The sequence below is a fragment of the Seohaeicola sp. 4SK31 genome, assembly GCF_028802875.1.
In the GTDB taxonomy this organism is placed as follows: Bacteria; Pseudomonadota; Alphaproteobacteria; order Rhodobacterales; family Rhodobacteraceae; genus Seohaeicola.
This window is the reverse complement of the sequence record NZ_JARAMP010000002.1, coordinates 97,019-121,027: the sequence shown is the minus strand read 5'-3', so window position 1 is coordinate 121,027 and position 24,009 is coordinate 97,019. Positions and strand designations below refer to the sequence as shown.

The window sequence follows — 24,009 nt, the reverse complement described above, 5'->3', positions numbered from 1 at the left end:
TAGCAACGCCCGCCCCATGGCGGGCGTTGTCATTATGGCTTCATGCAACCGTCACAGTCTCGCGGCATGGTTCGGGCAAATATCCCGCGCAGCCCGGAGCATCCCCGCGTGACCACCCAATCAAGCATCGCCCGCGATATCAGCTATGCCCATTCGGCGACCACCAAGGGCGGCCGCGCCCTGATCCGCATGATGGAGAATGCCACAGGGCGGATCAGACTGATCCGCCGCGCGGCCGGGTATGAGCAGGAGGTGGCGCAAGGCCGGGACTTCTGGCAGGTCATGGTGGACCGCTATGGCCTTGGCCTTGATATCCTGCGCGGCTCATTGGATCTGATCCCGCGCGACGGTCCGCTGATCGTGATTGCGAACCATCCTTACGGACTCCTCGACGGGCTGATGCTGGGGCATATCCTGTCGCATCGGCGGGGTGATTTCCGCATCCTTGCCCATCATGTCTTCTGCAAGGCCCCTGATCTGGCAAGGGTGATCCTGCCCGTCGCCTTTGACGAAACCAAGGCCGCGGTGCAGCGCAATCTTGAAACGCGCCGGGTTGCGCTGGATTATCTGGGGCAGGGCGGGGCTATCGGGATTTTTCCGGGCGGCACGGTGTCCACCGCCGCCACGCCCTTTTCCCAGCCGATGGACCCCGGCTGGCGTAGTTTCACCGCGCGCATGGTGGCGAAATCCGGTGCAACTGTCGTCCCGATCTATTTCGACGGGCACACCAGCCGCATGTTCCAGATTGCCAGCCATCTGCATGTCACGCTGCGTATGGGGCTGTTGATCAAGGAATTCGCGACCCGCGTCGATACACCCGTGCGTGTCGCCATCGGCGCGCCGATCTCTGCCGACCAGATCGCCACCTGCGCGGGGGATACCAAAGCAATGATGGATTTCCTGCGCAAAGCGACGTATGACCTGTCTCCGACTCCGCTCGCCAATTACGATTACGGGTTCGAGTTCGAGGAGAAACACCGGGCGTGACCATCACGCCCAAGGACGGGCGCGCGATGGCAGTAGGGATTTTCGACAGTGGTCTTGGCGGCTTGACCGTTCTGGAAGCGGTGACAAAGCGGCTGCCGGACGTGCATTTTGTCTATTATGGCGACAATGCCCACGCGCCTTATGGCGTGCGCGATGCCGATGATGTCTACAAGCTGACCAAAACCGCCGTGGAATACCTGTGGGCCCATGGCTGCGATCTGGTGATCCTGGCCTGCAACACCGCCAGCGCGGCCGCCCTGCGCCGGATGCAGGAGGCGGGCGTGCCCCCCGGCAAGCGTGTGCTGGGTGTGTTCGTGCCCCTGATCGAGGCGCTGACCGAACGGCAATGGGGTGACAACTCGCCGCCGCGTGAAGTGGCGGTGAAACATGTCGCCCTGTTTGCGACCCCTGCGACCGTGGCCAGCCGCGCCTTTCAGCGCGAACTGGCTTTCCGTGCCATCGGCGTGGATGTCGAGGCGCAGGCCTGTGGCGGCGTTGTCGATGCGATCGAAGAGGGAGATATGATCCTGGCCGAGGCGCTGGTGCGCTCCCATGTCGATGCTCTCAAGCGCAAGATGCCCCGGCCCGAGGCGGCGATTCTGGGCTGCACGCATTATCCCTTGATGCAGCAAGTGTTTCAGGATGCGTTGGGGGCGGATGTGCAGGTCTATTCCCAAGCCAATCTGGTGGCCGAGAGTCTGGCCGACTATCTGGCCCGCCGCCCCGAGATGCTGGGGCAGGGGGCCGAGGATATGTTTCTGACCACGGGCGATCCGCGTCGCGTGTCGGACAGGGCGACGCAATTCCTGCGACGACAGATCACCTTTCGGTCCGCCGGTTGATCCCGGTCAAGGTTTCCGCTTCTACTGTAGATGATGATACAACCTGCGCAGGCCATGGTGCCGGTGCAAGCAAGGACAGATGACATGCCGCATAACATAGCTATTCTGGGGGCTTCGGGCTATACGGGGGCAGAACTTGTCCGCCTGATCGCCACGCATCCGAACATGCGGATCACCGCGATGGGGGCCAACTCCAAGGCCGGGCAAAGCATGGCGGATGTTTTCCCGCATCTGCGCCATCTGGACCTGCCTGTGCTGCAGAAGATCGAAGAGATTGATTTCTCTGGCGTCGATCTGTGCTTTTGCGCGCTGCCGCATGCGACATCGCAGGAAGTGATCCGCGATCTGCCAAAGACGTTGAAGATCGTGGATCTGTCCGCCGATTTCCGGCTGCGTGATCCTGCGGAATACAAACGCTGGTATGGCAATGACCATGCCGCGCTGGAATGCCAGGCCGAGGCCGTCTATGGCCTGACCGAGTTCTACCGCGCCGAGATCCGCGTCGCGCGTCTGGTGGCGGGGACGGGCTGCAATGCGGCTACGGGCCAATATGCCTTGCGCCCGCTGATTGCTGAAGGCGTGATTGATCTGGATGACATCATCCTTGATCTGAAATGCGCCGTGTCGGGCGCGGGCCGCAGCCTCAAGGAAAACCTGCTTCACGCGGAATTGTCAGAAGGCTATCACGCTTATTCCGTCGGCGGGGTGCATCGCCATCTGGGCGAATTCGATCAGGAGTTTTCCGCTGTTGCGGGCCGGCCTGTCCATGTGCAGTTCACACCGCATCTGATCCCGGCCAACCGGGGAATTCTGGCGACGGTCTATGTCAAGGGCGATGCCGCGCGCATCCATGAGGTTCTGGCCAGCACCTATGCGGAAGAGCCGTTCCTGCAGGTGCTTCCCTTCGGCCAGCATCCCAGCACGCGGCATATCCGCGGTTCGAATTTCTGCCATATCGGCGTGGTGGCCGACCGGCGCGCCGGTCGCGCGATCATCATCGCCGCGCTGGATAACCTGACAAAAGGTAGCAGCGGGCAGGCGTTGCAAAACGCCAATCTGATGTTAGGTGAAGACGAGACAACGGGGTTGATGCTGGCCCCCTGTTTCCCGTAACGCGGGATCAAGGAGACGACGCATGGCCATGGGTGGACTGAAAAAGAAACGCCGGATCCAGATCGTGGCGCTGGCGGCTGTGGCGCTGATCATATCGACCGCGTTGATCGGCTATGCCATGCGCGACGGGATCAACTTCTTCCGTGCGCCCAGCCAGATCATCGCCGAACCGCCCGGCCCGAACGAGGTGTTTCGGATCGGCGGTCTGGTCGAGGAAGGCAGCATCGTGCGCGGGCAGGGCGAACAGATCCGCTTCAGCGTGACCGATGGCGGTGCCAGTATTCCGGTCGTCTATACGGGCGTGCTTCCCGACCTCTTCAGCGAGAATGAAGGCATGGTAGGCACCGGACGCCTTGTGGATGGTGTCTTTGAAGCCTCTGAAATCCTTGCGAAACATGATGAAACCTACATGCCCGCCGAAGTGATCGACGCGCTGAAGGAACAGGGCATCTACAAGGACCCGAACGCAGAAGCCACTGACAGTTAACCCACTGCTAGGTGATCCGCCCGGTGGGTTTTCCTGCCATTAATCCCGATGCCTCAGCCTGATCCCGCATCAATCGGGAACAGGCTTATGCATAATGTCAGACGGATCGCGCAGGACATCGTGGCGCGCGAGGGTGGTTTCGTGAACGACCCGGCCGATCCGGGTGGGGCGACCAAACACGGTGTGACCATCGGCACCCTGCGCCGGCTGGGTCTGGATCTGACCGGCGACGGGCGGGTGACAATCGCCGATGTCGAGGCGATGACCCAGACCCGCGCGGCCGAGATTTTCGTGGATCACTACTTTCATGCGCCCGGACTTGACCGATTGCCCGAGCGCATACAGGCCAGCGTCTTTGACATGTATGTCAATGCCGGGGCCAATGCGGTCAAGATCCTGCAACGCCTGCTGCGCCAGATGGGGCAAAGCGTGACCGTCGATGGGATTGTCGGCCCACAGACCATTGCGGCCAGTCAGGCCGCTGCCGCCGCGGCGCCCGATCATCTGGCTGACGCCTATGGAATCGCGCGGCGCAACTACTACCTGCGACTGGCCGATCTGCGCCCCGAAAGCCGCAAATTCGCCAGAACACGCGAGGGAACCAAGGGCGGCTGGATCAGGCGGGCCGAGGAATTCATCCATCCCCGGTATCACCTCAGCCCTTCCGAATTCGCAGCGAGGACCGCGCAATGGCATTGATCGACACGATTCTGGGCGCGATATTCGGCGGTGGGCGCAATGTCCTGCGCGAAACGGCCGAGGTCTTTCGCGAGAATGCGGAAGAGGGCGCCAACCGCGAGATCGCCCTGAGGCAAGCCGCCCTGTCGCAATTCGGAGCGGAATTTGCACTGGCCCGGCAGGGCTGGTTCGACCGGGCCGTCGATGCCGCCAATCGCTTGCCGCGCCCCATGATGGCCTTGGGAACGCTGGGGCTTTTCGTCTCGGCCATGGTCGATCCCGTCTGGTTCGCCAGCCGGATGCAGGGGATTGCACTGGTACCCGAGCCGCTCTGGTGGCTGCTGGGCGCTATCGTTTCCTTCTACTTCGGTGCGCGCCATCAGGCGAAAGGGCAGGAGTTTCAGATGCGTGTCGCGCAAAGCATGGCGCAGGTCCCGCAGGTGGTGGACAACCTCAAGACCCTGCGCGCGCTGGAAGCGGGGAGTAGCACGACGGCCGACAGCCTTCCTGACGCACATCACCCGGCCATGTCAGAGGCCGACAATCCGGCCCTGACCGATTGGCGTAACGCTGCCGCGTCCACGCCGCATGCCGACCCGCTTGGCGGACGGTGAGATGGCGGCCGCACCAAGCCCCCGAAAGGCAGAAGGGCCGCGACAATGTGAACACCGCGGAATACCGATTCCGTTTGGAGCGTCCTGATGCAGGCCCTATAACAGGCCCATGATAGTAGAACTTGGACATTTCGCCCTCATCCTCGCCTTTCTCGTCGCCTGCGTGCAGGCGGTGGTGCCGCTGATTGGCGCGCATCAACGCTGGCCGGGCTGGATGGCGATGGCTGAACCCGCCGCCAACGCGCAGTTCATGCTGACCGCGTTTTCCTTTGGCGCGCTGACCTATGCTTTCGTGACCTCCGATTTCTCGGTGGCGCTGGTGGTGCAGAACTCGCATTCCCTCAAGCCCATGATTTACAAGATCAGCGGCGTCTGGGGTAACCATGAGGGGTCGATGCTTCTTTGGGTGCTGATCCTGACCCTGTTCGGAGCCATGGCGGCATGGTTCGGGGGCAATTTGCCGCCCACGCTCAAGGCCCGCGTGCTGGCGGTGCAATCCTCGGTGGCGGTCGCTTTCTTCGCCTTCATCATCTTCACCTCGAACCCCTTCATCCGCATGAGCGTGCCGCCCTTTGACGGGCAGGATCTGAACCCGCTGCTTCAAGATCCCGGCTTGGCCTTTCACCCGCCGTTTCTGTATCTGGGTTACGTGGGGCTGAGCCTTGCCTTTTCCTTTGCCGTGGCGGCCCTGATCGAAGGGCGCGTGGATGCGGCCTGGGGGCGTTGGGTGCGCCCCTGGACGCTGCTGGCCTGGGTCAACCTGACCATCGGGATCGGCCTTGGAAGCTGGTGGGCCTATTACGAGCTTGGCTGGGGTGGTTTCTGGTTCTGGGACCCGGTCGAAAATGCCAGCTTCATGCCATGGCTTCTGGCGGCTGCCCTGCTTCACTCCTCCATCGTGGTGGAAAAACGCGAAAGCCTGAAAAGCTGGACGATTCTTCTGGCGATCCTGGCCTTCGGTTTCTCGCTGATCGGCACATTCATCGTGCGGTCGGGCGTCATCACATCGGTCCACGCCTTTGCCAATGATCCCGAACGCGGCGTGTTCATCCTGATGATCCTTGGCTTCTTCATGGGGGGGGCCTTGACCCTGTTCGCCGCTCGCGCCAGTTCGATGGAAGCCAAGGGCGTGTTCAGCCTTGTCAGCCGCGAAAGCGCACTGGTCATGAACAATATCCTGCTGGCGGTGTCCTGTTTCGTCGTCTTCATCGGCACCATCTGGCCGCTGGTGGCCGAGATGCTGTTCGACCGCAAGCTTTCGGTCGGTCCGCCCTTCTTTGACATGGCCTTTACCCCCTTCATGGTGGTTCTTGGCGCGATCCTGCCGATTGGCGCGATGATGCCGTGGAAGCGGGCGGAACTGGGACGAAGTCTCCGTCCACTCATCCCGGCTTTCGTTCTGGCGCTGTCGGTTGCTGTCCTGGCCTTCGCCATGCAGACAGGTCGCTCGGCGCTGGGGCCAGTGGGCCTGTTCCTTGGCACATGGCTGATTTCCGGCGCGATGGTCGATGTCTGGTCGCGCACCGGGCGCGGGGCCGTCGCGGGGCGCCTGTCGCGGTTGGGCCGCCTGCCACGCGCTGATTGGGGCAAGGCCGTGGCCCATGGCGGGCTTGGTGTGACCATGCTGGGCATTGCCGGGCTTCTGGCATGGCAGCAGGAAGACATCCGCGTCGTGCAGTTCAACGAACCGTTCGAGGTGGCAGGCTTCACCCTGTCCCTGACAGATGTGCAGCGGATCGAAGGGCCCAATTACATCTCGACCATGGGCTGGGTTGATCTGTCCCGCGACGGACGGGCGATCTCTACGCTCACGCCAGAAAAGCGCTTCTATCCGGTGGCGCAAATGCCCACGACCGAGGCGGCGATCGATATCGGCTTCTGGCGCGATGTCTATGTGGTGATCGGTGATCCGCAGGCCAATGGTGGCTGGGCAATCCGCACCTATTACAAGCCCCTGGCCAACTGGATCTGGGGAGGCACCATCCTGATGGCGCTGGGGGGCATGCTCAGCATCAGCGACCGTCGCTTCCGTGTGGCCGCCGGGGCCGCACGACGCGAACCGACGGCAGGGGTACCTGCGGAATGACCCGTCTGTTCATCGCCCTGTGGCTGGCCTTGGCCGGTGTCGCGCCGTTGTCACTCGTGACGGCCATCCCCGCCTATGCGGTGCAACCCGACGAGGTGCTCGACGATCCTGACCTTGAGGCGCGCGCCCGCGAATTGTCGCGGGGGTTGCGCTGCATGGTTTGCCGGAACGAAAGTATCGACGAATCCAATGCCGAACTGGCCCGCGACATGCGTCTCCTTGTGCGCGAGCGTCTGGTTGCCGGGGACAGCGATCAGGAGGTCGTGGAATTCATCGTGGATCGCTACGGCGAATATGCCCTGCTGAAACCGACCACGGGCGGGGCAAATTGGCTGCTATGGGCCGCTGGCCCGTTGATGATGCTTCTGGCGCTTGGGGTTGGCTTTTCCTATCTGCGCACGCGTCAATCCGCGACTGAGACGGGACCGGGCCAGTTGAGCGATGAGGAAAAGGCCAAGCTCAGCAAGATTCTGGAAGACTGACGCCGGGTTTGATCTTTTCCTTGTGATCCGCTGCGATAAGGTGGCGCGACGAGGCGGAGACAAGGAGAGGCCGATCCCATGGAGTATCAGACCATCACGCTGGACATCACCGACGATGTCGCGGTGCTGACCCTCAATCGCGCGGACAAGATGAACGCGCTGAATACCCAGATGCGGGCCGAAATCGCCGATGCGGCGCGCACGGCCGGCAAGGAGGCGCGGGTTCTGGTGCTGACAGGGGCGGGCCGCGCCTTCTGCTCGGGCCAGGATCTCAGCGACCGGGCCAATGCCGCCAACCTGGATATGGAGCGCACGCTTCGCGACGAATACCTGCCCATGCTGCAGGCGATCTATGATTGCCCGATCCCGACAATCAGCGCCGTGAACGGGGCCGCTGCCGGGGCAGGGGCCAATCTGGCGCTGGCGGCCGATGTGGTGATCGCCACGCAAAGCGCCTATTTCCTGCAGGCATTCACCCGGATTGGCCTGATCCCCGATGCGGGCGGCACCTATTGGATGACGCGCCAGATGGGCACTGCAAAGGCGATGGGAGCGGCCCTTTTTGCCGACAAGATCAGCGCGCAACAGGCCGATGACTGGGGCCTGATCTGGGAGGCGGTGGCCGATGATGCCTTTGACGCCACATGGCGCGCGCGGGCCGCGCATCTGGCCAAGGGCCCGACCGTGGCCTATGCCCATGTGAAGCAGGCGATCCGGGGCAGCTGGGATAACAGCCTTGAGGATCAGCTGGCGCTGGAAGGCCGCTTTCAGGGCACCTGCGGCAAGACCCGCGACTTCAAGGAGGGCGTCTTGGCCTTTCTTGAAAAGCGCCCCGCCAGTTTCGAGGGGCGCTAAGGCTTCTGATCCCGCAGGCAGACGACATTTTCGAGACATTTGATGAAACGCAAAACGGCGCCCTTTGGGCGCCGTTTCTTTAGTCTGGTCCGAAATCCTTAGCGGTTTTCGATATCGACGTAATCACGTGCGGTTTCACCCATATAGAGCTGACGCGGACGGCCGATCTTCATCTGCGGATCGGCGATCATCTCTTTCCACTGGCTGACCCAGCCCACCGTGCGCGACAGCGCGAAGATGGGCGTGAACATCGAAGTGGGGAAACCCATCGCCTCAAGAATGATGCCCGAGTAGAAATCTACGTTCGGGAACAGCTTCTTCTCGATGAAATAGGGATCATTCAGAGCAACATGCTCCAGCTCCTTGGCAACCTGCAACAGCGGGTTGTCATGAACGCCCAGCAGTTCCAGCACCTCATCCGCCGACTGCTTTAGCACTTTGGCGCGCGGATCGGTGTTCTTGTATACGCGGTGGCCAAAGCCCATCAGGCGGAAGGGATCGTTCTTGTCCTTGGCGCGGGCGATGAACTCGGGAATGCGGTCCACGGTCCCGATCTCGCGCAGCATTTCAAGGCAAGCCTGGTTCGCGCCGCCATGCGCGGGGCCCCAGAGGCAGGCGATGCCTGCGGCGATGCAGGCAAAGGGGTTCGCCCCCGAGGACGAGGCCAGACGCACGGTCGAGGTCGACGCGTTCTGCTCGTGATCGGCATGCAGCGTCAGGATGCGGTCCATCGCGCGGCTGACGATCGGGTTCACGTGATAGGTTTCGGCCGGCACCGAGAAGCACATGTGCAGGAAGTTCGCCGCGTAATCCAGATCGTTGCGCGGATAGACGAAAGGCTGGCCGATGGAGTATTTATACGCCATCGCCGCAATCGTCGGCATCTTGGCGATCAGACGGATCGAGGCCACTTCGCGCTGCCAGGGATCGCTCACATCAAGCGAGTCGTGATAGAAAGCGGACATCGCACCGACAACCCCCACCATGGTGGCCATTGGATGTGCGTCGCGGCGGAAACCGCGGAAGAAGTTGTGCATCTGCTCGTGGATCATCGTGTGGCGCGTCACCCGCGTCTCGAAATCCTCAAGCTGCGCGGAAGAAGGCAGCTCACCGTAAAGCAGCAGGTAGCAGACTTCGAGGAAATGCGACTTGGAGGCCAGCTGGTCAATCGGATACCCACGATGCAGCAGAATGCCCTCATCCCCGTCGATATAGGTGATGGTGCTGTCGCAGCTTGCGGTCGAGGTATAGCCGGGATCATAGGTGAACACACCCGCCTGTGCGTAAAGCTTGCGGATGTCCAGCACTTCGGGACCCGCCGTCGGAGTGTACATGGGCAATTCGAAACTCTTGCCATCGAAGCTGAGCGTCGCTGTCTTGCTGGGTGTCGTCATTTTCGTCCCTTCCTCACTGGCGATGCCCGCAGATCGGGACCGCCTTTCTATTCTGAACGCCTGAAGAAAGGATGAACCGATCTCAGGCGGCGGCATCTGTCAGGCGGGCAAGGCTCTCCTCGCGGCCCAGCACCAACATCATGTCGAACACACTCGGCGTAGCGCTGCGCCCTGCGAGGGCCGCCCGCATGGGGCCAGCCAGCTTGCCGAAAGTCATTCCCTGCGTCTGTGCGAATTCGTTCAGGACGTGTTCAAGATCGCCCCGGGTCCAGCTAGCATTTTGCAAATGCGGCGTCAATTCTCTCAGTATACCACGGGATACATCGTTGAGATGCACCGCCGCTTTCTCATCCGCCACGATCGGGCGATCGGCAAGGATGAACTCAGCCTTTTCAAGAAGTTCGAAGAAAGTCTTCGCCCGTTCTTTCAGATGTGGCATGGCGGCGTAAAGCATGGCTTTCTTGTGGGAGGCCAGGGCGGGCTGTCCCGTTGCGACCATGAAATCCATCAGCTCATGCAGCAGCGCGGCATCGGGGGTCGCAGCGATATGCTGACCGCAGATGTTTTCAAGTTTCTTGAAATCCAGCCGGGCCGGTGACTTGCCGATTCCCGCCAGATCGAACCATGCCAGCGCTTGGGCATCGGTGAAGAACTCGTCATCTCCATGGCTCCAGCCCAGACGTGTCAGATAGTTGCGCATACCCGCAGCAGGATAGCCAAGCGCCTGATATTCCTCGACACCCAGCGCGCCATGCCGCTTGGACAATTTCTTGCCATCGGGGCCATGGATCAGCGGGATATGCGCCCAGACCGGCACGGTCCATCCCATGGCGTGATAGATCATCATCTGGCGTGCGGCATTGTTCAGATGGTCGTCGCCCCGGATCACATGGGTCACACCCATGTCGTGATCGTCCACCACCACGGCCAGCATATAGACAGGCGTGCCGTCCCCGCGTAGCAGAACCATGTCGTCCAACTGATCGTTGCGGATCACGACGCGGCCCTGCACCTGATCCTCGATCACGGTCTCTCCCTCAAGCGGGGCCTTGATGCGGATCACATATGGCACGCCGTCGGGATGGGTGGCGGGGTCGGCATCCCGCCACGGGCTGCGGTAGAGTGTCGATTGCCCTGCCTCGCGTGCCGCCTCGCGGAAAGTCTCGATCTCGTCCTGCGTGGCAAAGCACTTGTAGGCGCGCCCCTCATCCAGCAACTGGCGCGCGATGTCCGCATGGCGCGCGGCACGGGCGAACTGGCTGATCGCTTCGCCATCATGATCCAGACCCAGCCATTTCAACCCCTTGAGGATCGCGGCCGTCGCCTCGGGGGTGGACCGCTCGCGGTCGGTATCCTCGATCCTGAGCAGGAATTTCCCGCCGCGGGCCCTTGCGTAAAGCCAGTTGAACAAGGCCGTCCGCGCCCCGCCGATATGCAGATAGCCGGTGGGAGAAGGCGCAAAACGGGTGACAACAGGCGAGGACATGGGCGCGTTTAACCTTTCGGTAACCAGGGCAGGTGTAGCCTTGCCGCATGTCTAGCGATGCGGGGGGCAAGGGGCAAGAGTTGCGGATCCTGCATCTGATCGACGCCATGATGGAAGGGCAGCGCGGGCATCTCTTCCCGTGGTGCGCGGTCCTTGTCGGCATGGGGGCGGGGCTGTGGTTCCTGCTGCCTGATGAACCGGGGCCGATGGTCTATTCCCTTGCGGCAACCGGACTTGCCCTGGGCGTCATCCTCCGTCTGACCGCTCCACAGGCGCTGTATCCGGTGGCGGCGGTGCTGGCCTGTCTCGCCCTTGGCACACTGGCGGCGGGACTGCGCGGATATATGGTCGCCTCGCCGATGCTGGACTTCCGCTATTACGGTCCGGTGCAAGGGCGGATCGTCTGGATCGACAGGTCGCAAAGCGACGTCATCCGTCTGACGCTGGACCGCGTGGTGCTGGAACGGACAGCACCGGACCGCACACCTGAGCGGGTGCGGATTTCGCTGCATGGCGAGCAGTCCTATCACGACCCGAAAGCCGGGCAGACCGTGATCCTGACAGCGCATCTGTCGGCGCCCGACGGCCCGGTCGAACCGGGCGGATTCGACTTTCGCCGCATGGCGTGGTTCGAGCAACTTGGGGCGGTCGGCTATACCCGAACACCGGTCCTGCTCTGGCAGCCCCCCGAACCCGGAACGCAGATCGTGGACCGGATGCGCAGCTATCTGGCCGCAGCAATGCTGCAGGCCATGCCATCCGAGGCTGGGGCCTTTGCCACCGGTGCCATGACCGGCGACCGCTCCGCCATCTCGCAGGAGACAGCGGCCGCGCTCAGGGATTCGGGATTGGCGCATCTGTTGGCCATCTCGGGGATGAACCTTGCCTTTCTGATCGCCTTTGTTTTCGCATTGATCCGCTATGGCGTGGCCTTGATCCCGCCGCTTGCCTTGCGGGTCAGCGCCAAGAAACTGGCGGCGCTTGTGTCGCTGGGCGTGGCGTTCTTCTACCTTCTCCTGTCCGGGTCGAACGTGGCGACGGAACGGGCCTTCATCATGGTGACGGTCATATTGGGGGCGGTGCTGCTGGACCGGCAGGCGCTGACCCTGCGCTCGGTCGCGCTGGCGGGGATCATTCTGATCCTGTGGAAGCCGGAAAGCCTGCTGGCACCGGGGTTTCAGATGTCCTTTGCCGCGACCACCGCCCTGATCGCGGGCTTTGCCGCCATGCAAAGCCGGATGGAGCCGGGGCGGATGCCGCGGTGGGTGGTGCCGCTGGTGACGTTGGTTCTATCCTCGGTCATCGGTGGGCTTGCCTCTGGGCCATATGCCGCGGCGAGTTTCAATCGCTTTGCGGATTACGGTCTGTTGGCCAATCTTCTGACTGTCCCGGTCATGGGGGCGGTGGTCATGCCGGCAGGGGCGATGGCGGCCTTGCTGGCCCCCTTGGGTCTGGCGGATCTCCCGCTGTGGGTGATGGAGACGGGCTCTGCCTGGATCCTGACCGTGGCCCACCTGGTCGCCGGAATGGAGGGCGCAGTGACCGGCATCAAAGCGCCGCCACCTGCCGCGCTGCCGGTGATCACGCTGGGGATGCTTTGGGTCATCCTCTGGCAAGGCAAGGCCCGATTGGCGGGGCTGGTCCCTGTGGTCCTCGCGCTCTGGCTATGGTCGGATACGACGCGCCCGTCTTTGCTCATCTCGCGGGATGGCAATCTGATCGGGGTCACAGGGCCTAACGGTCGCATCCTGTCATTGGATCGCGGCGCAGGTTTCGCGGCCCGGTCATGGCTTGAGAATGACGGCGACCTTGTCAGCCCGACGACCGCCGCCGCCCGCGCAGGGTTCGCGGGGCCACGCCACGCGCGCGAGATCACGCTGGCCGGTATCCACGTGGCCGCGTTGAGCGGTAAGACCGGCCTTGCCCGGCTGCGTGAGGTTTGCCTGACGGCTGATCTGGTCGTGGTGGCCGCAAGAGTGCCTGATCCGCCCGCCGGGTGTCGCGTGATCGACCAGACCCTGCTGGCGCGCACGGGCCCCTTGGCCTTCTGGTCAGAGGGGCAGGGGCTGCGGCCCCGACCGACCGAAGATGGCAGACGGCGCTGGTCCCGCCCTGTGGGCAACGCGCCTTTGCCTGAGACAGCGCTTGCCCCGGTCATGCCGCACCGGCTTGCGCAACTGCGCGCCGCGCCATGACAAAAGGGCATGCCTTGTGCATGCCCCTTGCCAAACGCTTGCCTTGCAAACCCGGATCAATAGGTGCGGATCAACCCGACCAGACGACCCTGCACCTTGACCATGTGATCGGCATAGACGCGTGTTTCATAGGCGGGGTTCGCTGCTTCCAGCGCGATGGTGTTGCCGCGCCGCATGAACCTTTTCAGCGTCGCTTCCTGATCCTCGACCAATGCGACGACGATATCGCCATTGTCGGCCGTGGATGTCTCGCGGATGACCACGACATCGCCGTCATTGATCCCGGCCTCGATCATGGAATCGCCGCGGACTTCAAGCGCATAGTGATCGCCTCGTCCGCTTATCATCGAATTGGGCACGGTCACGGAATGAGAGACATGGCTGATCGCCTCGATCGGGACACCGGCGGCGATGCGACCCATCACGGGCAGTTCCATCGCCTCGATCACCTGAACGGGCATGGCGCGGGCGGGGGGCGGGCTGTCAGGGCGGTCGCCGTCAATCACGCGGGGTGCAAAACCGCTGGCGGTGGATGAGGCGGGGCGGGCCGCATGCTTGTCAGCCAGCGCATCGGGCAGTTTCACAATTTCGATCGCGCGGGCACGATGCGCCAGACGACGGATGAAACCCCGCTCCTCAAGTGCGGTGATCAACCGGTGGATGCCCGACTTGGACCGCAGATCAAGCGCTTCCTTCATCTCGTCAAACGAGGGGGGTACGCCATCGCGTTGCAGCCGCGTCTGGATGAAATCCAGAAGATCGAGTTGTTTCTTGGTCAGCATCGGGTCGCTCCCTCTGGATCGGGCACGGGGCGGAAATGGACCAAACCGTGCAGAACAGGAAAATTCCCGTTTGTTCTGCCATTGTTCCCGTTTTGTGTCAACAGTCCTCTCAGCGCCCTGTCACGCGGTCAGTGCGACAGCGGCAGAACCTCGACACTGTCACCGGCCGCGCGGGGTCCGTCATTGGCAGGGCGCAACAATAGGGCATTCGCCTCGGACAGCACCGTCAGCAGGGAACTGTCCTGACGGTCGAAGGCCGTGACCTCCCGCCCGTCTGGGCTGTCAGAGAGATGTGCCCGCATGTAATGGGCGCGCGGACCATTGCCCTCGATCCCGGCGGTCAGACGGGCGCGCAGGACAGGCGGCAACACCTCGCGCAGGCCCAGCATTGCCCGCAGCATCGGCAGCAGGAACAGATGCCCGCAGACGATGGCCGATACCGGGTTGCCGGGCAGGCCCAGATAGGGTGTGCCATCGCCGAAGGCCCCTGCAATCAGGGGCTTTCCGGGGCGCATGGCAATCTTGTAGAAACTCTGTTCCAGCCCGAACCGCGCCGCGACCTGCGCCACCAGATCGTGGTCCCCGACCGAGGCGCCACCGATGGTGACAATCAGATCTGCCCCCATCGCCATCTCGTAGACGGTCACGAGCGAGGCTTCGCTGTCGCGGGCAATGGGCAACAGGCGGACATGCCCACCTGTGGCCTCGATCATCGCCTTCAAGGCGAAAAGGTTCGACGCGATGATCTGATCCGGGCGCGGGTCCTCTCCGGGCATGACCAACTCATCGCCTGTGGCGATGATCGCCACCTCGGGCTTGCGCGTGACAGGCACATGGCCCGCATTCATGGCAGCCAGCAGGGCCAGTTCTGACGGGCCAAGCCTTCGGGAGGCGCTCAGAACATGATTGGCTGGAAAATCAGCGCCTTGCGGGCGGATGTTCGTGCCGGTGTCCAATCTGTCGCCAAGTGTGATGCGGTCGGCAGCGCGGGTCACATCCTCCTGAATGACGACGCGTTCCGCGCCGTCGGGCACGGGCGCGCCGGTAAAGATGCGCAGCGCCTCGCCAGCGCCGATCCGGCCGCCCCAAGCATGGCCTGCCGCTGCTTCGCCCACGACCTGTAAGATCGCGCCGGGCCGACAATCCGCATCCCGCAGCGCGTAACCATCCATGGCCGAGGCCGCAAAGGGTGGTTGCGCCCGCCCTGCCAGCACATCTGCCGCGAGGACCCGCCCTGCCGCCTGCGCCAGCGGTATCTGTTCCGCCGTCAATGGCCGCACCAAGGCAAGGCACAATTTTTGGGCTTCGGCGACCGAGATCATTCCGCCTCATACCTTCCTGACTTGCCGCCATCCTTCAAGGTCACATGGATGCCGCCAATCTCCATCGCCTTGTCCACAGCCTTGGCCATGTCATAGACGGTCAGGGCGGCCGTGCTGACAGCGGTCAGTGCCTCCATTTCCACGCCGGTCTGGCCGGTGGTCTTGACGGTTGCCGTGATCTGCACGCCGGGAAGGTCGGGATCAAGCGTCAGTTCCACTGCGACTTTCGTGATCGGCAGAGGGTGGCAGAGCGGGATCAGATCGGCTGTCTTCTTGGCGCCCATAATGCCGGCCAGCCGCGCAATCCCCAGAACATCGCCCTTCTTCGCGCGGCCTTCTCCAATGATATCAAATGTTTCACGCGCCATCCTGATCCAGCCCGCGGCGACGGCTACCCGCGAGGTCACGGCCTTGTCGGACACATCCACCATATGTGCCTGACCCTGCGCATCGAAATGGCTCAGGCCCTTCTGCGCCATCACATGCCACCGGGACTTAGTGGATTGGCCAGCAAGGTCCGTGTTGCCAGTTCCACATCGTCTTGCCGCATCAGGCTTTCGCCGATCAGGAAGCAGCGCGCGCCATACATCGCCATGTCGGCCAGATCGGCGGGTGTGGACAGCCCGCTTTCGCAGACCATGATCCGGTCGACCGGCACCTGCTTCGACAATCGCCGCGTCGTGTCCAGTGAGGTTTCGAATGTGTTGAGATTGCGATTGTTGATGCCGATCAGTCGCGACTTCAAGAGCGAGGCGCGTTCCAGTTCGGTCTCGTCATGCACCTCGATCAGCGCGTCCATACCCCAATGGGCTGCGGCATCTTCCAGTTCCTGCGCCAGAGAATCCTCGACCGAGGCCATGATGATCAGGATGCAATCCGCCCCCAAGGCCCGTGCTTCGGCGACCTGATAGGGGTCATACATGAAATCCTTGCGCAGCACCGGCAACTCGCAGGCGGCGCGGGCCTGCACCAGATAGTCCTTGGCCCCCTGAAAACTGGGGGTATCCGTCAGCACCGACAGGCAGGCGGCCCCCCCGGCGGCATAGGCTTCGGCCAGGGCCGCGGGGTCGAAATCCGCGCGGATCAGACCTTTCGAGGGGCTGGCTTTCTTGATCTCGGCGATCAGGCCGTATGCGGTGCGGCTGGCCGCATGCAGCGCATCCGCAAAGCCGCGCACTGGCGGGGCGGCATGCGCCGCAGCCTCGACCTCGGACAGTGGCCGCTCGGCCTTGTCAGCCGCGACCTCTTCCAGCTTGTAGGTCTTGATGCGGTCCAGAATCGTGTCGGTCATCATGTCTCCGATGTCAGTTTGGCAAGGGCGGCGAGCTTTTCAGTTGCGGCCCCGCTGTCGATACTTTCCCGCGCGCGGGCCACGCCCTCGCGCAGATCCGGGGCCTGACCGGCTACCACCAAAGCCGCCGCCGCATTCAGGAGCACCGCATCACGATACGCCCCCGGCGCTCCCTCCAGCAGGGCACGCAGCGCTGCGGCATTCTCGGATGGCGTGCCGCCGATGATATCCTCGAACGGATGGACGGGCAGACCGAAATCCTCGGGGTGCAGCTCGATCTCGCGGATGGTGCCATCCTCTTCCAGCGCGGCCACCCAACTGACGCCGGTGATGGTCATTTCATCTGTGCCGTCAGAGCCATGCACGAGCCAGGCGCGCTCTGACCCAAGCTGTCCCAGCACCTCGGCCATGGGGCGGATCAGATCGCGCCGATAGGCCCCGGTCAATTGCCGCTTGACCCCGGCGGGGTTGGTCAGGGGGCCGAGAATATTGAAGATCGTCCGCGTGCCAAGTTCGGTCCGCGTGGGCCCGACATGGGCCATGGCCGGATGATGCATCGGCGCCATCATGAACGCGATGCCACAGGCATTTATTGCTTTTTCAACAATTTGCGGGCCGATCATCACCTGAATGCCAAGCTGCGTCAGCGCATCTGCTGCACCTGATTTGGAGCTGAGATTGCGGTTGCCATGCTTGGCCACGGTCACGCCGGCCCCTGCGACAACAAACGCCGCAGCGGTCGAGATGTTCAATGTCCCCATCCCGTCGCCGCCCGTGCCCACGATATCCATCGCACCCTTGGGCGCGCGCACCGCGTGGCACTTTGAACGCATGACCGCAGCGGCGGCGGCATATTCATCCACCGTTTCGCCCCTTGTCCGCAGGGCCATCAGCAGGCCGCCGATCTGGCTGGGTGTTGCTTCACCCGCGAACAGGATGCCAAAGGCGGTTTCGGCCTCGACCCGGGTCAGGGCACGCTCGGCGGCAAGGCCGATCAACGGTTTCAGCGCATCACTCATGCCGGAACCTTCATCACGTTCAGGAAATTCTGCAACATCTCGTGCCCATGTTGCGAGGCGATCGATTCCGGGTGGAACTGCACACCGTGAATGGGCAGCTCACGATGCTGCAGGCCCATGATCGTCCCATCCTCCAGCCATGCCGTCACCTCAAGGCAATCGGGCAGGCTCTCGCGCTCCACGACCAGTGAATGATAGCGGGTCGCCTCGAACGGATTGGGCAGACCCGCGAAAAGTCCTTGGCCCGCATGATGCATGACGCCCATCTTGCCGTGCACGATCTCGTGGCAGCGCACCACCTTGCCACCGAACGCCTGACCGATGGTCTGATGCCCCAGACAGACGCCCAGAAGCGGTGTCCGTGTTTCTGCCGCAGCGGCGGTCAAGGCCAGACAGATGCCCGCCTGATCCGGATCGCAGGGGCCCGGTGACAGGATGATCCCGGCCGGATTCATCGCCATCGCAGCCTGCACATCCAGCGCATCATTGCGGCGCACGGTGACATTCGCGCCCAGATCGCCCAGATAATGCACCAGATTATAGGTGAAACTGTCGTAGTTATCGATGAGCAGCAGCATCTGGCCTATCTTTTCCGTTTGGGGGCTGGAGGCCCGCACCTTGGTCGCGGTATACTTGTTCAGGCTTGCGCCGGAGCGTCAAGGGGCGTGACCGAGAATGCGGGCGCAAAGGTCAGGTCGTCTGGTTGCGCAACGCAATCAAGTCTTGGTCGCACCGGACGCAGGAAGGCCCGTGACGAGGCCGCAGGCAGAGAAAGGGCAGGACGATGGCAAAAGGGTTCATACGCGGAAGTCTTGTGGGTGGGGCCGTGTCTGTGATCGGCCTGTCGGCCTTGTCGATCCTGTCGGGTTTGCCAGACACGGCGGATAGATCATTGCCGTCAGAGCAAACAGCCGCGCTCCCACAGGACAAAGCCGCGCCCGAGGCGGCTCCGGCACCTTCGGCGCCACCCGCATCTGCGTCCGTTGACGGGACAAACGTGGACAGCGCGCCTGACACCGCCACGCCGCCCACGACAGCAGAGGTGGATGTGCCCGCAGGCAGTGTGTTCAATGCGGCGCGCGAAGACGGGCAGGCCGTCCTTCCTCAAGGCGATGCCGCGCCGCAGATCGCCACCGCACCGACGCTGGACAGCGCCACCGCTCCCGCCAATCCGCCTTTGTCGATTCTCGGGCGCGATCCTGCCGCGCAACCGCAGGCGGATCAGGGCGGCGGCAGCCTGTCCGCACCGCCCGATGCGGGCGATGCCCCCGCGATCACGCCGTCAGTGGCTGGCAGCACACCACGCAGCGCAACGCCAGCCGAGCCTACGGCGCCCGCTTCGCGCGCCGAAGCGACAGCGCCCGCCATCTCGACCGACCCGGCGCAACCCGATCAGGCACAAGCCGCGGTTGATCAAGCCACGCCCGACCGTCCAAGCCCGGCAGAAGAAGAAACCGGGATGGCTGCGCTTGCGCCCATGCCCCAGCCTCAACCGATGCCGCGCCGCCAGCCCTTGCCGGTGATCGAGCCGGCACCGCCGGCGGTCACGCCCGAACAGGCCGCACCCGATGCGCCTGTGGCCGTGCAGGAAACCGCGCCACTGGTGCGTCCAGCCATCGGAACACCTGCCACATCGCTGATTGATCGCCCCGCACCGGGTAGCGGCGGCAACAGCGAAACCCTGTCCGCCGAGAACGATATCCCCCTGCGGCGCAATGCGCTGCGATTTGAGGATCCCGAGGGTCGTCCCCCTCTGGCCATCGTCCTGATCGACCGGGGCGATACCGTCATCGGGGTCGAGGCGTTGCGCGACTTTCCCTATCCGCTGACCTTTGCCGTTGACGCCGCGCGCCCCGACGCCGCCGAAGCATCCGCCAGTTACCGCGCGGCGGGATTCGAGGTCATGGCATTGGTGGACCTTGCCCCTGATTCCACACCACAAGATGCCGAAGTGGCGATGGAGGTGTCGCTTGCGGCTGTTCCCGATGCGGTGGCCGTGCTGGAGGGCGATGCGACCGGGTTTCAGACCAGCCGAACGGTGTCCGAGCAGGTATCCGCGATCCTGGGTCAGCGCGGCTATGGTCTGGTCATGCTGCCCAACGGGCTGAACACCGCTCAACGTCAAGCCGCGCGCGATGGCGTGCCATCGGCTACGGTCTTCCGCGATTTCGATGGGGCCGGTCAGGATGCAGCCGCCATCCGGCGGTTCCTTGATCAGGGCGCGTTCAAAGCCGGTCAGCAAGCCGGAGGGTTGCAAGCCACAGATGGTGAGGGCGTGATCATGATGGGCCGTCTGCGCCCGGACACGATCTCGGCGCTGCTGCTGTGGGGATTGCAGGATCGGGCGCAACGTGTCGCGCTGGCCCCTGTGTCGGCGGTGCTTGATCCGGCAGACTGACCGGTCAGGGCAGGGGAGCCTCGCACCACTGGCCGGGGGGCAGATCTCCGAGCGACCACACGCCGACGCGCAAACGGATCAGCCGCAAGGTGGGATGCCCCACATGGGCGGTCATGCGCCGCACCTGCCTGTTGCGACCCTCTGAAATCGTCAGTTCGATCCAACTGTCCGGCACGGTCTTGCGAAACCGCACCGGCGGAATGCGTGGCCAGAGCCAGTCGGGTTCCGGCACTTTGCGCACCTTGGCGGGGCGGGTCGGTCCATCGTTCAGTGTCACGCCAGCGCGCAGCGCCTGAAGGGCCGCCGCATCGGGCAGGCCCTCAACCTGCGCCAGATAGGTCTTGTCCATCTTGTGTCGCGGATCGCTGATGCGCGCCTGCAAACGCCCGTCATCGGTCAACAGCAGCAGCCCTTCGCTGTCGCGGTCCAACCGTCCTGCGGGGTAGACGCCGGGAATGTCGATGAACTGCGACAGGGTTGCGCGTGGACTGTCCGCGCTGCCTTTGTCGGTGAATTGCGACAAGACGTCGAAAGGTTTGTTGAACAAGATCAGCCGGGGCATTTACCCCGCCTCAACCATTGCCGCCCGAGAAGCGCGCCGCATCGGCGGCAGCACGCCGGATCGCGTTCGATTTGTGGACCGTCTCCTGATACTCGGATTCGGGGTCGCTGTCATAGACCACGCCACCGCCCGCCTGAATGTATAGCTTCTGGTCCTTGACGATAGCGGTGCGCAGGGCGATGCACATGTCCATGTCGCCGCCCGCGCTGAAATAGCCGACACCGCCGCCATAGATCCCGCGCTTTTCAGGCTCAAGCTCATCAATGATCTGCATGGCGCGCACCTTGGGCGCGCCGGACACGGTGCCTGCGGGCATGCCTGCAAAAAAGGCGCTGAGCGCGTCCTGATCCTCGGCCAGTTCGCCCACCACGTTCGACACGATATGCATGACGTGGCTGTATCGCTCGATGATGAATTGTTCGGTCGGGCGCACGGTGCCGATTTTGGCGACCCGGCCCACATCGTTGCGGCCCAGATCCAGCAGCATCAGATGCTCGGCAAGTTCCTTCTTGTCGGCCAGCAACTCGGCCTCATAGGCGCGGTCCTGTTCGGGCGTGGCCCCGCGCGGGCGCGTGCCCGCTATGGGACGGATCGTCACCTCGCGGCCAAAGACACGCACCAAGATTTCAGGGCTGGCTCCGATGACCTGAAAGCCACCGAAGTTGAAATAGAACATGAAGGGCGAAGGATTCGTGCGCCGCAGCGACCGATAGAGCGTGAAGGGCGGGAGCGGAAAATCCTGAGTCCAGCGCTGCGAAGGGACGACCTGAAAGATGTCGCCAGCGCGGATATAATCCTTGGCCTTCTCCACAGCCGCCAGATAGGCGGCATGCGAGAAATTCGAGACCGGCGGTGCCACATCGCGCGCATCGCCCATCTCGCGCGTGGCTTGTGGCAGGGCGCGGTCCAGATCGCGCAGCGCGTCCATCACCCGCTCGGCCGCCTGCGCATAGGCGGCCCGCGCCGATTGCCCGTCACTGACCCATGCGGGCGAGACGACTGTCACATCGCCTTTGACCCCGTCCAGAACCGCCACCACGGTGGGGCGCAACATCATCGCGTCGGGTAGGCCCAGCGGATCCGGATTCACATCGGGCAGGTTCTCGACCAGCCGGATCATGTCATAGCCAAGATAACCGAAGAGGCCCGCACTGGCGGCGGGCAGACCCTCGGGCAGGTCGATCCGGCTTTCCGCGATCAGTTCGCGCAGATTGGCCAGTGGATCACCCGTCTGATCGGCAAAGGCGTCGGGATCGAAACGCGCGTGACGGTTCAGACGGCTGGATGTGCCGTGGCACTGCCAGACCAGATCGGGTTTCATCCCGATGATCGAATAGCGCCCACGCACTTCGCCGCCTGTCACGGATTCCAGCATGAACGCGTCCTTGGCCGCGCCCGACAGCTTGAGCATCAAGGAAACGGGCGTATCCAGATCGGCGGCGAGCCGGGCATAGACGACCTGATTCTGCCCCGCATCATAGGCGCGGGCGAAGGTCTGGAAATCAGGTGTCAGTTCCACGGAAGCGATCCTTACTGGAAGTTGGTATGCACCGCATTGATCGCGGCCTGATCCAGTTGCACGCCTGCCTGCGTCTGCAACTGCCCGACATAAGCCTGAAACAGATCCTGTGCCAGACCGGCGCGGCCGCTTTCGGACAGACGGTCGCGCAGCGCCGTCACACCCGGATCGGTCTCATCTGCGGGCAGGACCTCGTCCATCCGCACGATCAGGACGGTGGGGCCAGCACCCTCGGCCGGGCCGTCGATCACGGCCAGATCGCCGGGTGCCATCTGGAACACGCGGTTCAGGAAACCGGGGGCCGTGCCGGGGATGAACTGATCGCGGGTGATGTTGCGCTCTTCGGTCACGGTCAGGCCCTCGGCGGCCAGATCGCCGGTCGTGGCATAGCCGGCCACGACAGCCTCGGCGCGGGTGCGCAGCAGGCGCAAGGTCTCGTCCGCCTGCCATCCGGCCACGGCCACTTCGCGCATGTCCTCCAGCGGGAGAAGGCGCGGTTCCAGTTCTTCCTCCAGACGCATGGCGAATACACCACCATCGTCCAGTTCGATCAGCGTGGGATAATCATCGGCGTCCAAGGCGGCCGCCGCACGGCGGAAAGCGGGATAGGCGGCGATGCCCGCATCCACCTCTTCCGACCAGTCGAGGGTCTGCATCTGCATATCCGTATCGGCGGCCAGTTCCTCCAGTGTGGCACCACCGGCCAGCATGTCGTCGATCCCGCTGGCCTGTGCCTCGATTACGCGGCGGGCGCGGTCGGGGGCCAGTTCAGCGGCCAGATCGTCGCGCACCTCCTCGAAGGTGATGTTCTGCGCGCCCAGAACACCGTTCACCCGGAACAGTGCCGGTCCCAGCGAACTGGGGAATGGCCCGACCACGGCGCCCACTTCGGCGGCAAAGACAGCCTCGCCGGCGGCACCCAGATCAGCCAGCGGCACATCGCCCAGATCCACATCGGCCAGCGTCAGGCCGCGATCCTGCACCAGCGTTTCGAAATCGGTCTCACCCGCTGTCAGGGCCGCGATCGCCGCTTCGGCCGCTGCGTCATTGGCAAAGGCCAGACGCTCGACCAGCCGTCGCTCCGGCGTGTTGTAATCAGTCGCACGGGCGTCATATTCGGCCCGCAAGGCCGTGTCGTCGATGGTGACCTGGTCAAGGATCATGTCGGGGGTCAGCGCGGCCAGGGTGATCCGCTTGGCGGCCGGTGTCGTGAACACCTCGGGATTGGCCTCGTACCAGGCAAGCAGCTGCTCTTCGGTCGGTGCCCCCACAGGGGCCTCAAGCTGACTTGCATCCAGCGTGGCCCAAGAGAACGCGCGCCGTTCCCACGCAAAGGCGATCAGCGTATCCACATAGGTCTGCGGCATCACGGCGCTTTGCACCATGGCACCTTGCAGCAGGCTGCGCGCGGTCTCACGGCGGAGTTGATCCTCGAACCGGCTTTCGTTCAATCCGGCCTGTTGCAGGGCAAAGCGATAGGCCTCGCGGTCGAATTCGCCATTGATCGACTGGAATGCGGGGATCTGAAGGATCTGATCCGCTACAACTTCGTCACCAACCGAAATTCCCAGGCGCGCGGCCTCATTGTCCAGTGCCGCAGCCGTCACCAGACGGGCCAGCACGTTGCGGTCCAGTCCGAAGGCCTGTGCCTCGGCAAAGCTCAGCGGCTGACGGGTCTGCGCCTCGATGGCGCGGATCTCCTCCTGCAGGGCGCGGGCATATTCGTCGATATTGATCTCCTGATCGCCTACCGACCCGATCGAACGTGCCGCCCCCGACAGGTTTGTCGCGCCAAATCCGGCAAGCCCGACAATCAGCAGGCCAAGCAGGGTCCAGACCAGAAATTTCGTGATACCGCCACGTGCCATAAATCGCCTCTTTCCGGGTGTTTTCGAGT

22 protein-coding genes are annotated in these 24,009 nt (G+C 63.4%); 11 read left to right on the top strand and 11 right to left on the bottom strand.

What is annotated here, in order from left to right; all coding sequences use genetic code 11:
- The first annotated feature begins 108 nt into the window (after positions 1-108).
- The 9 genes from PVW27_RS02215 to PVW27_RS02175 all read left to right on the top strand — a co-directional run bounded on the left by PVW27_RS02215 (position 109) and on the right by PVW27_RS02175 (position 8,144).
- Positions 109-987, top strand: coding sequence for a lysophospholipid acyltransferase family protein (locus PVW27_RS02215; RefSeq protein WP_274554902.1), 879 nt, complete (start codon positions 109-111; stop codon positions 985-987).
- A 26-nt stretch (positions 988-1,013) separates the two neighbouring features.
- Positions 1,014-1,829: a glutamate racemase gene (gene murI, locus PVW27_RS02210; protein WP_274555083.1), complete on the top strand. Its 816-nt coding sequence runs from the start codon at positions 1,014-1,016 to the stop codon at positions 1,827-1,829.
- A gap of 84 nt (positions 1,830-1,913) precedes the next feature.
- Entirely contained in the window at positions 1,914-2,942 is a 1,029-nt protein-coding gene (gene argC / locus PVW27_RS02205; protein WP_274554901.1) for an N-acetyl-gamma-glutamyl-phosphate reductase, read from the top strand.
- 28 nt (positions 2,943-2,970) lie between these two features.
- Positions 2,971-3,429, top strand: coding sequence for a cytochrome c maturation protein CcmE (gene ccmE / locus PVW27_RS02200; protein WP_274555082.1), 459 nt, complete (start codon positions 2,971-2,973; stop codon positions 3,427-3,429).
- Positions 3,430-3,516: 87 nt separating this feature from the next.
- Positions 3,517-4,128: a holin-associated N-acetylmuramidase gene (locus tag PVW27_RS02195; RefSeq protein WP_274554900.1), complete on the top strand. Its 612-nt coding sequence runs from the start codon at positions 3,517-3,519 to the stop codon at positions 4,126-4,128.
- Positions 4,119-4,721: a holin family protein gene (locus PVW27_RS02190; protein ID WP_274554899.1), complete on the top strand. Its 603-nt coding sequence runs from the start codon at positions 4,119-4,121 to the stop codon at positions 4,719-4,721. The genes PVW27_RS02195 and PVW27_RS02190 overlap by 10 nt, the downstream gene beginning before the upstream one ends.
- Positions 4,722-4,830: 109 nt before the next feature.
- Complete coding sequence (locus tag PVW27_RS02185) at positions 4,831-6,807, top strand: heme lyase CcmF/NrfE family subunit (protein ID WP_274554898.1); 1,977 nt, start codon at positions 4,831-4,833, stop codon at positions 6,805-6,807.
- Positions 6,804-7,289, top strand: a complete 486-nt coding sequence (locus tag PVW27_RS02180) for a cytochrome c-type biogenesis protein (protein WP_274554897.1) — start codon at positions 6,804-6,806, stop codon at positions 7,287-7,289. The genes PVW27_RS02185 and PVW27_RS02180 overlap by 4 nt, the downstream gene beginning before the upstream one ends.
- A 78-nt stretch (positions 7,290-7,367) precedes the next feature.
- Positions 7,368-8,144, top strand: coding sequence for an enoyl-CoA hydratase-related protein (locus PVW27_RS02175; RefSeq protein ID WP_274554896.1), 777 nt, complete (start codon positions 7,368-7,370; stop codon positions 8,142-8,144).
- 98 nt (positions 8,145-8,242) lie between these two features.
- Here the strand turns inward: PVW27_RS02175 and PVW27_RS02170 are convergent, their stop codons facing one another.
- Positions 8,243-9,538, bottom strand: coding sequence for a citrate synthase (locus PVW27_RS02170; protein ID WP_274554895.1), 1,296 nt, complete (start codon positions 9,536-9,538; stop codon positions 8,243-8,245).
- A gap of 82 nt (positions 9,539-9,620) precedes the next feature.
- On the bottom strand, positions 9,621-11,024 hold the full coding sequence (gene gltX / locus PVW27_RS02165; RefSeq protein ID WP_274554894.1) for a glutamate--tRNA ligase: 1,404 nt from the start codon (positions 11,022-11,024) through the stop codon (positions 9,621-9,623).
- Positions 11,025-11,071: 47 nt separating this feature from the next.
- On the opposite strand from gltX, the gene PVW27_RS02160 reads away from it, so the two are divergent.
- Positions 11,072-13,219, top strand: coding sequence for a ComEC/Rec2 family competence protein (locus tag PVW27_RS02160; RefSeq protein ID WP_274554893.1), 2,148 nt, complete (start codon positions 11,072-11,074; stop codon positions 13,217-13,219).
- 56 nt (positions 13,220-13,275) lie between these two features.
- On the opposite strand, the gene lexA is transcribed toward PVW27_RS02160, so the two are convergent.
- From lexA to PVW27_RS02130, 6 genes are all read right to left on the bottom strand, one after another.
- On the bottom strand, positions 13,276-14,001 hold the full coding sequence (gene lexA / locus PVW27_RS02155) for a transcriptional repressor LexA (protein ID WP_274554892.1): 726 nt from the start codon (positions 13,999-14,001) through the stop codon (positions 13,276-13,278).
- Positions 14,002-14,129: 128 nt separating this feature from the next.
- Positions 14,130-15,323 (bottom strand): molybdopterin molybdotransferase MoeA, encoded by a 1,194-nt coding sequence (locus tag PVW27_RS02150; protein WP_274554891.1) that lies wholly within the window; start codon positions 15,321-15,323, stop codon positions 14,130-14,132.
- Complete coding sequence (gene moaC, locus PVW27_RS02145; RefSeq protein ID WP_274554890.1) at positions 15,320-15,802, bottom strand: cyclic pyranopterin monophosphate synthase MoaC; 483 nt, start codon at positions 15,800-15,802, stop codon at positions 15,320-15,322. The genes PVW27_RS02150 and moaC overlap by 4 nt, the downstream gene beginning before the upstream one ends.
- Complete coding sequence (gene trpC, locus PVW27_RS02140) at positions 15,802-16,614, bottom strand: indole-3-glycerol phosphate synthase TrpC (RefSeq protein ID WP_274554889.1); 813 nt, start codon at positions 16,612-16,614, stop codon at positions 15,802-15,804. Before trpC ends, moaC begins: the two co-directional genes overlap by 1 nt.
- A complete protein-coding gene (trpD, locus tag PVW27_RS02135; RefSeq protein ID WP_274554888.1) occupies positions 16,614-17,633 on the bottom strand; it encodes an anthranilate phosphoribosyltransferase in 1,020 nt (339 codons plus the stop codon). The genes trpC and trpD overlap by 1 nt, the downstream gene beginning before the upstream one ends.
- Positions 17,630-18,211 carry an anthranilate synthase component II gene (locus PVW27_RS02130; RefSeq protein WP_274554887.1) on the bottom strand — a complete coding sequence of 194 codons (582 nt, stop codon included), beginning with the start codon at positions 18,209-18,211 and terminating at the stop codon, positions 17,630-17,632. Before PVW27_RS02130 ends, trpD begins: the two co-directional genes overlap by 4 nt.
- A 206-nt stretch (positions 18,212-18,417) precedes the next feature.
- Between PVW27_RS02130 and PVW27_RS02125 the strand changes: the two genes are divergently transcribed.
- The gene (locus PVW27_RS02125; RefSeq protein ID WP_274554886.1) at positions 18,418-20,031 is read left to right on the top strand and encodes a polysaccharide deacteylase family 2 protein; all 1,614 of its coding nucleotides are present in this window, start codon (positions 18,418-18,420) and stop codon (positions 20,029-20,031) included.
- Between the two features lie 4 nt (positions 20,032-20,035).
- Here the strand turns inward: PVW27_RS02125 and PVW27_RS02120 are convergent, their stop codons facing one another.
- Genes PVW27_RS02120 through PVW27_RS02110 form a run of 3 tightly spaced genes read right to left on the bottom strand, consistent with a single transcriptional unit; the run spans position 20,036 to position 23,980 of the window.
- The gene (locus tag PVW27_RS02120) at positions 20,036-20,593 is read right to left on the bottom strand and encodes an rRNA large subunit pseudouridine synthase E (protein WP_274554885.1); all 558 of its coding nucleotides are present in this window, start codon (positions 20,591-20,593) and stop codon (positions 20,036-20,038) included.
- 10 nt (positions 20,594-20,603) lie between these two features.
- Positions 20,604-22,112 carry an anthranilate synthase component I gene (gene trpE / locus PVW27_RS02115; RefSeq protein WP_274554884.1) on the bottom strand — a complete coding sequence of 503 codons (1,509 nt, stop codon included), beginning with the start codon at positions 22,110-22,112 and terminating at the stop codon, positions 20,604-20,606.
- A gap of 11 nt (positions 22,113-22,123) precedes the next feature.
- Positions 22,124-23,980, bottom strand: a complete 1,857-nt coding sequence (locus PVW27_RS02110) for a peptidylprolyl isomerase (protein WP_274554883.1) — start codon at positions 23,978-23,980, stop codon at positions 22,124-22,126.
- Positions 23,981-24,009: the final 29 nt, after the last annotated feature.